Genomic DNA, 12,253 nt, shown 5'->3' with positions numbered 1-12,253 from the left:
GACAATTTAAATATAATAATTTTAGCAAAAAAAAATAATGTTATGTATCAACATGATTTTTTTTGAAATTTGTGGTTTGAAATTATAAATATCAAGCTAAAAGAGAGTTGGATAAAATATATATATATTTTTTCGAGCCTATCAGAGTTTTTTTTAACTTGCTAATTCATTTCCCCATTCTTTGTGTTTTCTATCTAAATCTACTATTGAATTTTTTTGAGCATTAAGTATTAGTAAACGATGAACTAGCTCGATTTTAGTTTCAGTTACCTCTTCAGAGTAAAACTTTAGAGGTTGCTCTCCGAGCAAATTGTCTCCGCTCATTAATTCAATTAATTTTTATCTGTTTAGGATGAAATCGAGCATAAGCATAAGTTTTTAAGGTTTTTTTTCTTTTTGCTTTACATCACTCTTACTGGTTGTCCCCACCTTAGCTATCAAATTGGAAAGAGCACTAGTAGTTATAGTTAATCTTCTATTGTTTTTCTCTCATATTGCCTTGCCCCCACGAGCGTTATTCGTACTTTTAAGGCTATTTATCACTCCACCCTTGATGAGTCAAGTCAAGGTTTTTAACTAATTTTTAACTTTCTATGCACCCTGTTTTTCATTCTGAGTTCATTGGCCTTGATTGGCCAATCCTTTTAATTGGTCACATAATAATGTTTTGGTCTTTAGCTGTAAGACTTGATTGGTCTTGGATTCCGTTAACGGAACATGAGAAGTTATGCGGTTCTGAAGGTGATGCATATCGAGCTCAAGTCAGTTCATTGGAAAAAACTTTTCAAAATAGCTAGGGATCTAAATGAAATTCTTTTTTGTTTTACCTTTATCTTTGTGCTTTTTATTTCCTACAAAAACGCAAGCATCAAGAACTTATAAACTAAATTCTGTATGTGAAAGTTTTGCCGCTGGGAAAATAGATGCCCTCAAAACCCTAGAAGCTTTGGATTTAAATATTGATGATTATTCAATAGGTTTGACTAATACCGCAAAAATATTTTGCGCTTAGTTTTTGATTTGTTTTTATTTTTTTATATCTACCACAACTAAATAATGCTTTAAATTAGGCTTAGTAAATTTTACTTGTGATAACTACCTCTTTGTACTAGCAAGATTAATCTAAAAAATGTTTGGTATGTTGTTTTCTTCCAAAGTAAATTTCTTGGCAGTAAGTGGAACAAATAACGAAGAAGTCAAAGCATTACTATCTGAACTAAAATGGTTACCAAGAATTTCTGATTCCAGATTTCCTTTAATCTTTTTTTTCAATAAATACATATGAATATCGCTCAATCATCACCATTGTATGAATATTGGAATTCTGCGCAAGAAGAGAATGATGAAAATAAGAGACTGTTAAAGCTTAATCCAGATGAACCTGCTTCTAATCTTTTTAGGAATGAACCCTACAAATGGGAGAATCTCTATCAAAGCGTTCTTAGGAATGTTATCAGTGGAGATGAATCATCAATAAAAGCGTTGATGGTTTTATTATCTACAATCAGCCAAAAGGAGAAAGACATAGTCCTTCACTCTCTAGAGGCTTTGTTAGATAAGCATTTAATTTCTAAATTGAGAAACGAAAGATATCAGGATATTAAGTCTAGTAAAAATTTTTATACTGCCTTAAGAATATTGTTGACTATTTTTATTAATCCATATGAATTAGAGCTAAAAAAAGAACCAAATCATCTTTATGAGAAAACGGGAATGTTTTTTTATAAATTTAGAAAGATATTTTTTTATTAAATAAGTGAGATCTAAATTTTGGTTGAATTATTTTAAAATTAGAATCTCAAAACTATATGAGTAGTGTCATTGGAGAGAAAATTTTTCTATTAATTTGATAAGTTTTTTTGAACGAGGGGTTTTTTGTGGTCTGGCCTCATCAAGTATTACTGCACAACATAATTGCCATGAGGAACCATCTTTTAATTTCAATTCTTTAGAAACATCTACTGGAGCTGCTGTTAAGGAAGTTATTTCATCTATATGTTCGAGGGTTTCCCATAGTTCACTCTCTAAGAAATCCAGTTCAACTTTTGAGAGGAGTTTTGTTGCTATGAAATCCTTGACTAATTCTGTAAGTTCTAAAGACATTTTTAATTTACCCTAATGGAGAAATCGGTGTTTTAATGAAAAAGGCTTTTTGTAAAAAGTTATTTTATTTTGACGTTAGCATTTATTTAAATTATTTATTTATGAGCTGAATTTAAGATTCCATCTTTAATGGCTTAATTCAAAAACTATAATATATAAAAACACTTTCTAAAACAATAAATGGATATGGAGATTACAACCGAATGTGCAAAAAAGGCACAGAAAGAAGCTGAATGGGCATACAACAAAGCAATGGAAAAGTTCTATTATTCAATGTTGGAGGTTGTTTTCTTAAGGATAAAAAGTCACCTATCTAAGCAGGGGCTAGAGAAAGTAGTTGAGATAGATAAAAAAAGAGCTATCAACGAAAATCTCGGAGTTGAATTTAGTCAAAAGACTTGGTCGGTATTAGCTGAAGCATGGACAGGTGCAGAAGGTTTGGCGATGGCTAAGATCGCTGAAATTTATGGGCTGGAGATATCCGATTTAGACATATCCAAAATTCAAAAGCTCGATGGAAATAAAGCTTCTCCGAAGTGCAGCCCATCAAGCTAACTTTGAGGTAAATTTAATCAGTACTGAATATAGTTACTGATTGATTTGAAGTTACAACAATTAAAAAAATTCTTGAAAGAAAGAAAAAAGCTACTCAAAAAGAAATATCTTAAAAAAATTCTTGATAAACAACCCAACGAGCCTTGACTTTAATTTCTGGTATTTATTCCTATGTCGTACTACTCTAGTAATATGACATATTATGCAAACCCAAATTATATTCAATATGATGAATGGTTTGATAACAACATAGATCCATGCGAGTTAGAGTATGAGAAGGAAAACAAGTTTACTGATTCTGTTCACGAGAAGTTTTATAAAATGTCAAAGCACAATTTAATTATTGGTGGGTCGGAGTCTGTTGCAGATTTAGATAAACCTGATAGATGTTCAAGAGGTTTTTGCTCATTAACAGATGAGGAATTAAAGCAAATTTAATCAAATCTCAAGAAAAAAAATATGTATTTGAATGATTATTTCTTTATTTATTTAAAAGCTCTTACTACTCCTTTTGTCTAGGATTTTTGTCCTTTTGTACAAAACTAATAAATAATTTCAAAGCTCTAGAGCTTTATCTAAAAAAGATGATTGAATTATTTATATGAAATATCTATTACTTGTTACTTTCTTGTTTGGTCTAAGCACTCCAACGGTAGCAGTTACTACTCGAATGTTTAAAGTTCTAGATACTTGTGCAAGATATAGGTTGAAAGAGAAAACTGCTTTAGTAGCAATAGAAGACCTCAAACTTAAATATGATGGTAAAGATGAAAAGGAGGCAGAGCTATTCATCAAATTGTATTGCTCTGTTTTTACTCCAAATGAAAATGTAGATTTTTAATTTATTTATGAGTCGTTTACTTGTTCTTCAGCATTTAGAACGCGAGGGGCCTGGACTTTTTGTAAATATTGCTGAGGAAAGAGGATTTAGTGTTTCCATTTTCCGCTTGGATTTAGGAGACTCTCTTCCTGTACTTAGTAATGGTGATTTACTTTTGGTGTTGGGTGGACCCATGGGTATTAGAGACATTGGAACTTCAACTTATCGATGGCTTATCGAAGAAGTTCGCTTAATAAAAGAAGCCTTAAATCAAGGTGTTGGATTAATAGGAGTATGTTTGGGAGCTCAGCTCTTAGCCTATGCAGCTGGTGGTGATGTCGAATTGCTTCAGGAGGAGACATCTCGTCAACCATTAGCTGAAATCGGGTGGGACTGTATTTTTCCGCATTCACTAGAACATAAAAGCAAACTGACAGCATTTTTAAGTCAACCTTTCCCTGTTTTGCATTGGCATGGAGATAGAATTTTATTGCCTAATTCTGCAGAGCTCATCGCTAGTAGTTATAGGTGTAAGGAGCAACTATTTAGCATTGGTTCGTTAGCATATGGGATGCAATTTCACGTTGAGATTGACGATGAGATGGTTAATACGTTGATTTCAGAAGATCATAAATTTATTTCTTCAGCATTAGGAGTTGACGGCCAAGCCATTCTCAAACAACAACAAAAAGAATTTGGTAGTAAAACGCTAAACTCTAGATTAAAATTTTTAAACACTTTGTTTGACTTATTAAACTAGCTAAAAAAATTAGCGGTTTGAATATTTACAAAAATGATTGACGACTTCACACTTGAGCAGTGCAAAAAAGATAGGGAAATTCTTCAATTAAAAATTAAAAATCTTGAGCATGGTATCAATGAAGCCGAAAAAATGATCGCTGAGTCAAGTATGAATGATGAGGCATTAACTTTTTTAAGAAGGAAAGTCGCAGAATCTAATCAGGATTTAGCAATTCTGTATTTAATTCACTAAGTAATCTTCATTGGAATTTTTTATTTAAAATCGACTTTAAGATCTTCATAAAGTGAGTAAGCCGTACCCGACCGTATCTTTCATTTGAAAAATTCATACTTTACATTTGTTCACATCAACTCAATTCCAGTAATGACAAGTTCAACCTCATCTCAGGTAATCACTGAGTACGGCAAGCAAAACATCTTTGCTCGTGAAACACAGCCTCAGCTTGTAGAGGACTACACCAGCTACCCAGAAGAAGCAGAAAAGACAAATGGCCGTTGGGCAATGATCGGAATGATCAGTCTTTTAGGTGCTTACTTCACTACAGGTCAAATCATTCCTGGAATTTTCTAAATCAATAACTACCAATAACAATGCAACCATCTAACAAAACAATTCTAGAAAGAAGCATCGGCAGACCAGCCATGATGGCATTCGTTCTACTAACAGGTATCTACCTAACAACCGGTCAACTCATTCCAGGTGTCGTTTAATGACTACTCAAAACAACAGCAACAGAAACATTGATCCTGAAAAGGTAACTGCAGAAAGACTTAACGGCTATGCAGCATTATTTGGTTGCATCGCTCTTGTTGGTGCTTATGCCACAACTGGTCAAATCATCCCAGGTTTCGTGTAATGAACAAAGCAACTAATTATTGGAAAACAGCAGAGCAGATGAATGGTCGTCTTGCGATGATGGGCTTCTTTGCAGCTGTGATTAACTACGGAATAACAGGCTGGATCGTCCCTGGAATTGTATAGTCCTACCTTTCAAGTCAAATAAAAACAAGCCTCTTCTCTGTCATTATGGAAGAGGCCTTTTTTATTTGTTTTTTGTCTGATTAACGCAATGTAAATTAATTCAGTAATATTGATGATTATCAACTGGATGTAGTTATTACTATTTGATTCTTGTATCTAGGATCAATATATCTTCTACTTTGCAACTACCAATAAGCCATTCTCTAAACTCTTGAGAATTTGCTAGTAATTTCATTTTGCTAGCTTTTGGGCTCTAATTAAGAGCAATGTCATTGAATCTGCAGTCAGCTCTTCAACATTTGGCTTTTCTTGCATTTACGACTAATACTGTTTTTCTTTTAAATTATCTATCTTGTTCAATGATTACTTCAGACGTAAGGATATAAATAGAACTTACGAATACTTAACCATTAAGAAGGAAATATAAATTAGTCGTTCCACAAAATCATATCTGACTGGCCTGAAGATCTTTGCATCCACGCTACTTTCTGTTTCTCATCAATCTTTTTAAAAATAGATGTTACTGTAGGGAGGTCATCATTTGAGTCCCTTTATAAGTAAATTTTGAACCTAGGGTGAAAACGCAAATTGAAGCATATGAACCTAAGAGTTCAAATTTGTGCACCTTTGTGACTTCTGCGCTTTGTAATACAAGATCTCCTTAGGACCACATCTCTTGAAAACCTTTCGCGTCAATGCGATTTCCGCTTGGTCTTATAAATAAAAAGTCGGGGGTTGCATTGTCTAAAAAGAATGATCCCATTCTCTCTGTTGAGGCAAAGGCTTCTAGGATGGACAGGATTTCTTCTTTAGAAGACATTGATCAATTAAAAACAATAGACTAGGATTACTGATCTGCTCAATAATGGATGTTTTCTTTGCTATCTTTTCTTGTTGTGCTGTCAATATGATCTAACCCTTTTTATGGAGAAATAAAAATAATTAATTTTAACAAGAAAATTTAGGCAGCTTGTTCCGATAAGTCACTTGCGAAAAGAGATATAATTTCACCTTTTGGTGTTTTATAAATTCTCTCTACAATTTTGCCTTTAGTAACGATTACTCTAGTATTCATTGAACCTGAAGGCAATGTCATAATAGCTGGTACTAGAGCTTCTTTTAAATCTGGGAACTGATCCAAATCCTTGAAGTCTTTAATTTTCTTCTTGGTAACCATTCCAATAAATAAGTCGAAGTTATTTATTCCTTTTAACTAACTTTTCTCCACTCGTAAAGAGCTTGTATAACTAATCAGCTATTTATAGGACTAACGTGAAAAATTAGATATGGTTTTTGGATTAGAAATTGCTTTTTTAAGCTTGTTTTCATTGTTTTCAAAACGGTTCTACCTAATGTCCAAAATCAATACCATTGCAGTACTCAAAAGTAGTTATCCAAAAATTACTTGTTGTGGTGGGAATATCATTCTTTTATCTTATTGAGTCGAACACCATCGCGAATGATCAATTGATTTTATCCATCAATAAAAAGCGCTCTGTTGTACTAAGAATAATTTTTCCCTTTCAGTGTCTCTGTTAATTTCTACTTCTTTTTTTTATTATCAATTCTGATTAAGAGATATTATATTAATTTATATTTTTGACCTATAGATATGATTATGAACGTTTTTCCAAAGAAAATAATGCTTTTAGGTAGCGGAGAATTAGGGAAAGAGGTGGCAATCGCAGCAAAAAGATTAGGTTGTTATGTTATTGCATGTGACAGATATAATGATGCGCCAGCTATGCAGATAGCTGATCAAGTTGAGGTATTAAATATGAATAATGGTAGTGAATTAAAAGAAGTGATATATAAATGTAATCCTGATATAATTATTCCTGAAATTGAGGCTCTTGCAGTAGATGTATTAAAAGAAATCGAACAAAAAATAACAGTAATACCAAATGCTAGAGCTACTGCAATAACTATGAATAGAGATAAAATCAGAGATTTAGCTGCTAACGAATTAAATATAAGAACTGCAAAATTTAGTTATGCGATGAGTCAATCCGAGCTTAATTTTTGTGCAGATGCGATTGGTTATCCTTTATTAATTAAGCCAGTTATGAGTTCTTCAGGTAAAGGACAAAGCTTAGTTAATAATAAAAATGATTTAGTCCAGGCTTGGAATTTGGCTATTGAAAAATCAAGAGGTAAATCAAATAAAATTATATTAGAGGAATTTATTGATTTTGATTTAGAAATTACTTTATTAACTATTAGACAATTTAATGGTAAAACATTATTTTGTGAACCGATAGGACACGAGCAAAAGAATGGAGATTATCAATGTAGTTGGCAACCAGCTACATTAACTGAAAGTGTTTTAGATAAGGCTCAGAAGATAGCCAAATGTGTTACTGATAATCTTGGTGGAGTTGGTTTGTTTGGCGTTGAATTTTTTATTAAGGGCGAGGAGGTGATTTTTTCAGAGCTGTCACCAAGACCACATGACACAGGCTTAGTAACTTTGATTAGCCAAAATTTAAATGAGTTTGAATTACACCTCAGAGCTGTTTTAGGTATCCCAATTCCAGAAATAGTTTGTCATGAAGCTTCTGCGAGCAGAGTGATTTTGGCTTCCCAGAAAACTTCAAACATAGCTTTTACGGGACTTGAAGATGCCTTAAGTCAACCGAATACAGGTGTATTTATATTTGGCAAGCCAAGCTCTACTGAAGGTCGTCGAATGGGAGTAGCCGTAGCAAATGCAGAAACCATCGATGAGGCAAGAATTAAAGCTGATAAAACAGCTCAATCAGTGCAATTTATAAATGAATAATTTTAATTCAGATTGTTTATCTGATTTCATTAATTGCAAGTCGATTTGGTTTCTATTTTTGACTGAGTTAAATTGGAATCCAAGTGCAATTAACCCTCTTGAGTTGGTCCCTGAATCTTTTTGGCCTGAAGTTACGGATCTCTTAATTGAAGCTAGATATATTGGTCAAAGCAGGAATTATTACCTCAAAGAATCTGATAAATATATGGATTATTTAAGTAAAGGTGGTAGGCCTTTTAAAGCGGATTGAAAATCATACATACTCTATTAACTCCTTACCAACTTCCTCTAGCCCCATAATTGTTAACATCTTTGTAACTGGTTTTGCCTAACAAAAATTAAATTACAATAGATTTATGGGGATAGAGGATCCAAAACTTCGTTTATTCGTGCTTCTTTTGATCAATTTAATAGTGATAGTAGTTTTTAGAAACTGGGTATTAAATAACGAGGCTTTTGTGTGGCTACTGAATGGTTTACCTTCTTGAAGTGTTATGGAAGCATTTGATTCAATTTTTCTAAATATTGCTTCATCTGGTTTTAAGGCGTAATTACTTTCATAATCTATGCCATATTAGGATCCTTTTTTTGTTCTTTAATTACTTTTGTAAGAAGAGGGGAAAGGGGAAGGTTGGTTTAGTTTAAGAAGGAAAAAGAATAGGATACATAATTAACTTTTTTAGTGATTTAAGGGGGCTTTTTAGTAAGAAATGCAACTATTTCGGTTAACACTACTTAATTCAATGTTTTATGTATCATGAGGAACATCTTTTATAGATAATTTCTGTTATTTTTGTTACACGTTCAGCTGAATTTTAAGCTGCAGTAAGACTCGAGACATGGAACGGGGTCTTGAGCACTACGAGGAAGAGCAATGACTGTTCTTACTTACAGAGGCAAAGAGTACCTTCAACATAAAGAAGCTACTCCAAAAAAAGTTGTAGAACTTAGTTACAGAAGTAACGTCTACACATCTAGGCAGGCAGAAGCTAAAAAGCAGATGCAAGCATCCTTAACTTACAGAGGTAATACATACCAAAAGTAATTTAAAGGTGAACTAAAAGAGGCATTAATTGCCTCTTTTTTTATGCTCATTTGCCCCAAAAATATCTAGCTGAGTTATATTTTTGGTTCTATGTATTTTGGCCTAAGTTTTATTACTCTGGTTTTATAGGTGGCATCCGATGTAGAAATAATAATGACTCCGAAATAATCACAATGATTACTCAACAGTCATGGCCTAGTTGCAAGCTACCTAAAACTCAAAAGGCACTTGAAGCTATTTATACAATGCTCTGGAAACGACCAAAGGTGTTTAGATGGTATTACAGGTCAAACTAATAGCTTTATTCAAGGGAAACCGAACACGCAAATCACCTAAAAGTTATTAAGAATGATAATTAAATCCTTTATTTATTAATGCAAAGATTATTTAAACCTAACAGTAGAGTGTTGGCATTGTTCGTGTTTTTACCTATTACACCAAGTATTGCAGCTATTACTGTTTTTACACAGTCAGTTTTAAATGACAGAAGTCCTGAAGTAACGTCTATTTCTCATCATGAACAGCGAGTGATCGATGCTACTAGATATTAATGACTATTTTTCACTTTTAGCTATCAGTAAAACTTATTTTATGAATTTATTCATTGCTTATTAAAGCTTTATTTAAAGTCTTATTAAGTTTATCCATATCTTAGTTCAAATACCCTTTACGTCATGAGATCAGTAGGTTACAAGTTATAAGTAACAGCTTTCTCAAAGTATGGTTTTAACTAAAAAGTTTAAGGCCTTTGATGACGCAATCTTAGATCTACATCCTGAGTTAAAAGAGGTTCTTAAACCTAATGATCACTATCCAGAGCTAGAAATTCTTCTAAAAAAAAGATCTGTAAATCTACCTTCTGGGTCTTTGAATACGAGGGTAATTATAAATAATGGAGAAATTGTCGAACGCGTATTCAAGACACCTATGGGCCAAGTCGTCTCGTTATTTTCAAAACCATCAAATGTAATTCTTGACAAAGTTGCTTAATAAGTGATTTTCAACTAATAATTTTTTTTTTTTTTTTTTTTAATGTTAGTTTCAATCTGGAGATGATTTAAACGCCTTTTCTTTATACAGGTCTCTAAACTAAACTTCTTTTAAAATTTTCACTATTGCTAATACTGTAGTTAATAACATCAAGAAAAAATCATGGAAATAGCTGAAGCAATTAAAAAACGAAGGACCATTCATATCTTTTCCCAAAAAAGTGTTCCTAGCGAAGTAATTCAAAAATCAATAGTTGCAGCTAATCAGGCACCCTGCCACAGAAGGACTTTCCCATGGCGTTTTACCAACATTGGGATAAAAAAACGGGAACTTCTATATCAATTACAGCTGACTCTGAAGTTTGGTGATAAGTCAATAGATGAATCTAGTTTAAGAAAAATAAAGGAAAAAATGCTTAACCCTTCCCATTTGCTTATTGCCACTCAAGTATGTACTGATAATCAAGCTCAAAAACTCGAAGATTATGCTGCTTGTGCTTGCGCGATTCAAAACCTGTCACTTTCACTTGTCGCCGATGATGTTGGTTGCAAGTGGTCAACAGGAAAAATCACCAAAGATCCTAATACCTATCAAATCGCACAAATAAATTCAAGTGAGGAGGAAATTATTGGTTTTATTTGGATTGGATATGGAAATGAGCCGCCTTTAATCAATAGACCTTTAATTAGTACTATCTATAGAGAGAGTAATTAACCTTTTTTAACTTATAGAAGAGAGATAATGAAACTGATAAGGAAGTGTTGAGGCCACACTAAAGACAATCATCATCATCCCTGTTTTATCTAATCGCTTCATGCTAAAAAATAGTTTTATAAAAATTTAATCGATGGTAAGTTTTAGCACGATCATTTTAGGTAGGGAGAACTAGACATCACTTAGTAATAAATTTCTGAAAAACAAGACCAAAGGGGGGATAAACTTTTCTCATGGTCAATATGTGAACTCATAGAAAATATGCCAGATCTTAAATCAGGTCTTAGTCCCTGTTTAAATCCGCTTAATTGCGTTTTTTTTCAAAAAGAATTTGAAGATGTTGACAAGACCTTTGAACAACTTATTGGGATTGCCCAGAAAATTCCTAGAACCAAAGTTTTAGAGGCTAATGATAGATATTGGAAAGGAGTTTGTCGAAGTTTGATTTTCAGATTTCCAGACGACTTGGAGATTTTAAAAATGGATAAGAAGATTCAAATCAAATCGGCATCAAGATATGGTGGTGGAGATCTTGGAGTTAATGGAGCTAGAGTGGGAAGATTATTAACTGCTTTAGAAAAATTAAATTGTTAGCCACCAAAACTTTCATAAAACAATCAATTTGTTGTCGTTGGGAAAAATGCTAGTTATTTTTAAATAAATGTATAAATAAAATGAACAGAGCAGAAAAATATTTTTTACATCTTCCAAAGGGGACTCATTTTGAAAAAATCATTTATACGGAATATGGGAAAGAGAATATCTATGTAAGCCCAGATGGCAAAAAACATTCAATACCTATGATTTCAGATAAATTTTCTTGACGAGCTTTAACACGTTAAAATTAGCAGTTAGGACAATTGTTTATCCATCTTGTGATTTTGGTTTCTTCATAAATATGACCAGAGGCCTCAACAATAGGCTTTGTTTCCGGACTGATAAAAATGTTATATAAAACATTCTCTGCTCCTTCAAACATAACAGTTGCTCTTTTAGAGTCTCCTATACTTTCGCCGATATAAAAAATTTTAACACCCATTTCTTTAAACATCGCCTGCTGCTCTGGCGCATTCATATGAGTGCAATACTCTGAAAAAGTATTACTAAGCTTGAAGTCTAAAACAGTGATTTCAGTTGCCATGTAAAGGGTTAGTGAATCTTAGATGATGTATATGTTTACCATTTTACTTTTGTCCCTACAGACGTTGTTGTTTTCGCTTCCATCGGTTGGGAGGATGTTAGTTATTTTTTTATTTTATCGTTAGCGTTTTCGATGTCTTGTAAAAGCCCTTTTGTGGCTTGGTGAAAACCATTTTTAACTAAAAACATTAGTGCTTCATCAAATTTCTGTTGAATTTTTTTTATGTACGGAGTCATCTCATTTGGAGATAAAGACATTTTTTTTTAATATTCTTTTTCAATTTTGCTTTTTATACAAAATGATATGAAGTGGAAACTGCTACTAAAAAGTAATATTAGTAATAACTACTTACTCAATTA

24 protein-coding genes and 1 pseudogene are annotated in these 12,253 nt (G+C 32.8%); 19 read left to right on the top strand and 6 right to left on the bottom strand.

Annotation, left to right across the window (positions count from 1 at the left end; genetic code table 11):
- Positions 1-153: 153 nt before the first annotated feature.
- On the bottom strand, positions 154-324 hold the full coding sequence (locus tag AC6EI0_RS02750; protein WP_269605936.1) for a hypothetical protein: 171 nt from the start codon (positions 322-324) through the stop codon (positions 154-156).
- Between the two features lie 269 nt (positions 325-593).
- Here AC6EI0_RS02750 and AC6EI0_RS02745 point away from each other — a divergent pair, with 269 nt between their 5' ends.
- The 3 genes from AC6EI0_RS02745 to AC6EI0_RS02735 all read left to right on the top strand — a co-directional run bounded on the left by AC6EI0_RS02745 (position 594) and on the right by AC6EI0_RS02735 (position 1,752).
- Complete coding sequence (locus AC6EI0_RS02745; RefSeq protein WP_498522949.1) at positions 594-797, top strand: hypothetical protein; 204 nt, start codon at positions 594-596, stop codon at positions 795-797.
- 8 nt (positions 798-805) lie between these two features.
- Complete coding sequence (locus AC6EI0_RS02740; RefSeq protein WP_498522948.1) at positions 806-1,012, top strand: hypothetical protein; 207 nt, start codon at positions 806-808, stop codon at positions 1,010-1,012.
- Positions 1,013-1,281: 269 nt separating this feature from the next.
- Positions 1,282-1,752, top strand: a complete 471-nt coding sequence (locus AC6EI0_RS02735; RefSeq protein WP_498522947.1) for a hypothetical protein — start codon at positions 1,282-1,284, stop codon at positions 1,750-1,752.
- 66 nt (positions 1,753-1,818) lie between these two features.
- Here the strand turns inward: AC6EI0_RS02735 and AC6EI0_RS02730 are convergent, their stop codons facing one another.
- Positions 1,819-2,103, bottom strand: coding sequence for an inward rectifier potassium channel (locus AC6EI0_RS02730; protein WP_498522946.1), 285 nt, complete (start codon positions 2,101-2,103; stop codon positions 1,819-1,821).
- A gap of 186 nt (positions 2,104-2,289) precedes the next feature.
- On the opposite strand from AC6EI0_RS02730, the gene AC6EI0_RS02725 reads away from it, so the two are divergent.
- The 9 genes from AC6EI0_RS02725 to AC6EI0_RS02685 all read left to right on the top strand — a co-directional run bounded on the left by AC6EI0_RS02725 (position 2,290) and on the right by AC6EI0_RS02685 (position 5,222).
- A complete protein-coding gene (locus AC6EI0_RS02725; protein ID WP_498522945.1) occupies positions 2,290-2,658 on the top strand; it encodes a hypothetical protein in 369 nt (122 codons plus the stop codon).
- 171 nt (positions 2,659-2,829) lie between these two features.
- Complete coding sequence (locus AC6EI0_RS02720; RefSeq protein ID WP_498522944.1) at positions 2,830-3,096, top strand: hypothetical protein; 267 nt, start codon at positions 2,830-2,832, stop codon at positions 3,094-3,096.
- Between the two features lie 163 nt (positions 3,097-3,259).
- Positions 3,260-3,499 carry a non-structural protein (NS2)-like protein gene (locus tag AC6EI0_RS02715; protein WP_498522943.1) on the top strand — a complete coding sequence of 80 codons (240 nt, stop codon included), beginning with the start codon at positions 3,260-3,262 and terminating at the stop codon, positions 3,497-3,499.
- A 7-nt stretch (positions 3,500-3,506) separates the two neighbouring features.
- Complete coding sequence (locus tag AC6EI0_RS02710) at positions 3,507-4,238, top strand: type 1 glutamine amidotransferase (RefSeq protein ID WP_498522942.1); 732 nt, start codon at positions 3,507-3,509, stop codon at positions 4,236-4,238.
- Positions 4,239-4,271: 33 nt separating this feature from the next.
- On the top strand, positions 4,272-4,472 hold the full coding sequence (locus AC6EI0_RS02705) for a hypothetical protein (protein WP_498522941.1): 201 nt from the start codon (positions 4,272-4,274) through the stop codon (positions 4,470-4,472).
- Between the two features lie 132 nt (positions 4,473-4,604).
- Positions 4,605-4,811, top strand: coding sequence for a CAB/ELIP/HLIP family chlorophyll-binding protein (locus tag AC6EI0_RS02700; protein WP_498522366.1), 207 nt, complete (start codon positions 4,605-4,607; stop codon positions 4,809-4,811).
- A 20-nt stretch (positions 4,812-4,831) separates the two neighbouring features.
- Entirely contained in the window at positions 4,832-4,951 is a 120-nt protein-coding gene (locus tag AC6EI0_RS02695) for a high light inducible protein (RefSeq protein WP_011294968.1), read from the top strand.
- A complete protein-coding gene (locus AC6EI0_RS02690) occupies positions 4,951-5,097 on the top strand; it encodes a high light inducible protein (protein WP_269613088.1) in 147 nt (48 codons plus the stop codon). Before AC6EI0_RS02695 ends, AC6EI0_RS02690 begins: the two co-directional genes overlap by 1 nt.
- Positions 5,097-5,222 carry a high light inducible protein gene (locus AC6EI0_RS02685; protein ID WP_498522940.1) on the top strand — a complete coding sequence of 42 codons (126 nt, stop codon included), beginning with the start codon at positions 5,097-5,099 and terminating at the stop codon, positions 5,220-5,222. The genes AC6EI0_RS02690 and AC6EI0_RS02685 overlap by 1 nt, the downstream gene beginning before the upstream one ends.
- A 428-nt stretch (positions 5,223-5,650) precedes the next feature.
- Here the strand turns inward: AC6EI0_RS02685 and AC6EI0_RS02680 are convergent.
- A pseudogene (locus AC6EI0_RS02680) lies at positions 5,651-5,985 on the bottom strand (DUF3804 family protein).
- Positions 5,986-6,183: 198 nt separating this feature from the next.
- Positions 6,184-6,399 carry a hypothetical protein gene (locus tag AC6EI0_RS02675; protein ID WP_498522939.1) on the bottom strand — a complete coding sequence of 72 codons (216 nt, stop codon included), beginning with the start codon at positions 6,397-6,399 and terminating at the stop codon, positions 6,184-6,186.
- A 441-nt stretch (positions 6,400-6,840) separates the two neighbouring features.
- Here AC6EI0_RS02675 and purT point away from each other — a divergent pair, with 441 nt between their 5' ends.
- From purT to AC6EI0_RS02640, 7 genes are all read left to right on the top strand, one after another.
- The gene (purT, locus tag AC6EI0_RS02670) at positions 6,841-8,004 is read left to right on the top strand and encodes a formate-dependent phosphoribosylglycinamide formyltransferase (protein WP_498522938.1); all 1,164 of its coding nucleotides are present in this window, start codon (positions 6,841-6,843) and stop codon (positions 8,002-8,004) included.
- Positions 7,997-8,254, top strand: coding sequence for a hypothetical protein (locus tag AC6EI0_RS02665; RefSeq protein ID WP_498522937.1), 258 nt, complete (start codon positions 7,997-7,999; stop codon positions 8,252-8,254). Before purT ends, AC6EI0_RS02665 begins: the two co-directional genes overlap by 8 nt.
- A 624-nt stretch (positions 8,255-8,878) precedes the next feature.
- Positions 8,879-9,049 (top strand): DUF4278 domain-containing protein, encoded by a 171-nt coding sequence (locus tag AC6EI0_RS02660; RefSeq protein ID WP_158466730.1) that lies wholly within the window; start codon positions 8,879-8,881, stop codon positions 9,047-9,049.
- Between the two features lie 374 nt (positions 9,050-9,423).
- Entirely contained in the window at positions 9,424-9,600 is a 177-nt protein-coding gene (locus tag AC6EI0_RS02655; RefSeq protein WP_498522936.1) for a hypothetical protein, read from the top strand.
- Positions 9,601-9,769: 169 nt separating this feature from the next.
- A complete protein-coding gene (locus AC6EI0_RS02650; RefSeq protein WP_498522935.1) occupies positions 9,770-10,039 on the top strand; it encodes a hypothetical protein in 270 nt (89 codons plus the stop codon).
- A 162-nt stretch (positions 10,040-10,201) separates the two neighbouring features.
- Positions 10,202-10,753, top strand: coding sequence for a nitroreductase family protein (locus tag AC6EI0_RS02645; protein ID WP_498522934.1), 552 nt, complete (start codon positions 10,202-10,204; stop codon positions 10,751-10,753).
- A gap of 261 nt (positions 10,754-11,014) precedes the next feature.
- Entirely contained in the window at positions 11,015-11,347 is a 333-nt protein-coding gene (locus AC6EI0_RS02640; protein ID WP_498522933.1) for a DUF1499 domain-containing protein, read from the top strand.
- A 250-nt stretch (positions 11,348-11,597) separates the two neighbouring features.
- Here the strand turns inward: AC6EI0_RS02640 and AC6EI0_RS02635 are convergent, their stop codons facing one another.
- Both AC6EI0_RS02635 and AC6EI0_RS02630 read right to left on the bottom strand, forming a co-directional pair.
- Positions 11,598-11,894, bottom strand: coding sequence for a DUF3764 family protein (locus AC6EI0_RS02635; protein ID WP_498522932.1), 297 nt, complete (start codon positions 11,892-11,894; stop codon positions 11,598-11,600).
- A 101-nt stretch (positions 11,895-11,995) separates the two neighbouring features.
- A complete protein-coding gene (locus AC6EI0_RS02630; RefSeq protein ID WP_498522931.1) occupies positions 11,996-12,151 on the bottom strand; it encodes a hypothetical protein in 156 nt (51 codons plus the stop codon).
- Positions 12,152-12,253: the final 102 nt, after the last annotated feature.

The sequence above is a fragment of the Prochlorococcus sp. G5PB11 genome, assembly GCF_059772425.1.
The sequence above is the reverse complement of the archived record's forward strand: the minus strand, read 5'-3'. Positions and strand labels throughout refer to the sequence as shown.

Coding starts and splice junctions, on each gene's coding strand:
- AC6EI0_RS02660 (WP_158466730.1), top strand. CDS start 8,879: ATGACTGTTCTTACTTACAGAGGCAAAGAGTACCTTCAACATAAAGAA.
- AC6EI0_RS02725 (WP_498522945.1), top strand. CDS start 2,290: ATGGAGATTACAACCGAATGTGCAAAAAAGGCACAGAAAGAAGCTGAA.
- AC6EI0_RS02740 (WP_498522948.1), top strand. CDS start 806: ATGAAATTCTTTTTTGTTTTACCTTTATCTTTGTGCTTTTTATTTCCT.
- AC6EI0_RS02715 (WP_498522943.1), top strand. CDS start 3,260: ATGAAATATCTATTACTTGTTACTTTCTTGTTTGGTCTAAGCACTCCA.
- AC6EI0_RS02705 (WP_498522941.1), top strand. CDS start 4,272: ATGATTGACGACTTCACACTTGAGCAGTGCAAAAAAGATAGGGAAATT.
- AC6EI0_RS02685 (WP_498522940.1), top strand. CDS start 5,097: ATGAACAAAGCAACTAATTATTGGAAAACAGCAGAGCAGATGAATGGT.
- AC6EI0_RS02735 (WP_498522947.1), top strand. CDS start 1,282: ATGAATATCGCTCAATCATCACCATTGTATGAATATTGGAATTCTGCG.
- AC6EI0_RS02650 (WP_498522935.1), top strand. CDS start 9,770: ATGGTTTTAACTAAAAAGTTTAAGGCCTTTGATGACGCAATCTTAGAT.
- AC6EI0_RS02720 (WP_498522944.1), top strand. CDS start 2,830: ATGTCGTACTACTCTAGTAATATGACATATTATGCAAACCCAAATTAT.
- AC6EI0_RS02655 (WP_498522936.1), top strand. CDS start 9,424: ATGCAAAGATTATTTAAACCTAACAGTAGAGTGTTGGCATTGTTCGTG.
- AC6EI0_RS02745 (WP_498522949.1), top strand. CDS start 594: ATGCACCCTGTTTTTCATTCTGAGTTCATTGGCCTTGATTGGCCAATC.
- AC6EI0_RS02665 (WP_498522937.1), top strand. CDS start 7,997: ATGAATAATTTTAATTCAGATTGTTTATCTGATTTCATTAATTGCAAG.
- AC6EI0_RS02640 (WP_498522933.1), top strand. CDS start 11,015: ATGCCAGATCTTAAATCAGGTCTTAGTCCCTGTTTAAATCCGCTTAAT.
- AC6EI0_RS02700 (WP_498522366.1), top strand. CDS start 4,605: ATGACAAGTTCAACCTCATCTCAGGTAATCACTGAGTACGGCAAGCAA.
- purT (WP_498522938.1), top strand. CDS start 6,841: ATGAACGTTTTTCCAAAGAAAATAATGCTTTTAGGTAGCGGAGAATTA.
- AC6EI0_RS02730 (WP_498522946.1), bottom strand. CDS start 2,103: ATGTCTTTAGAACTTACAGAATTAGTCAAGGATTTCATAGCAACAAAA.
- AC6EI0_RS02645 (WP_498522934.1), top strand. CDS start 10,202: ATGGAAATAGCTGAAGCAATTAAAAAACGAAGGACCATTCATATCTTT.
- AC6EI0_RS02710 (WP_498522942.1), top strand. CDS start 3,507: ATGAGTCGTTTACTTGTTCTTCAGCATTTAGAACGCGAGGGGCCTGGA.
- AC6EI0_RS02690 (WP_269613088.1), top strand. CDS start 4,951: ATGACTACTCAAAACAACAGCAACAGAAACATTGATCCTGAAAAGGTA.
- AC6EI0_RS02695 (WP_011294968.1), top strand. CDS start 4,832: ATGCAACCATCTAACAAAACAATTCTAGAAAGAAGCATCGGCAGACCA.
- AC6EI0_RS02750 (WP_269605936.1), bottom strand. CDS start 324: ATGAGCGGAGACAATTTGCTCGGAGAGCAACCTCTAAAGTTTTACTCT.
- AC6EI0_RS02630 (WP_498522931.1), bottom strand. CDS start 12,151: ATGTCTTTATCTCCAAATGAGATGACTCCGTACATAAAAAAAATTCAA.
- AC6EI0_RS02635 (WP_498522932.1), bottom strand. CDS start 11,894: ATGGCAACTGAAATCACTGTTTTAGACTTCAAGCTTAGTAATACTTTT.
- AC6EI0_RS02675 (WP_498522939.1), bottom strand. CDS start 6,399: ATGGTTACCAAGAAGAAAATTAAAGACTTCAAGGATTTGGATCAGTTC.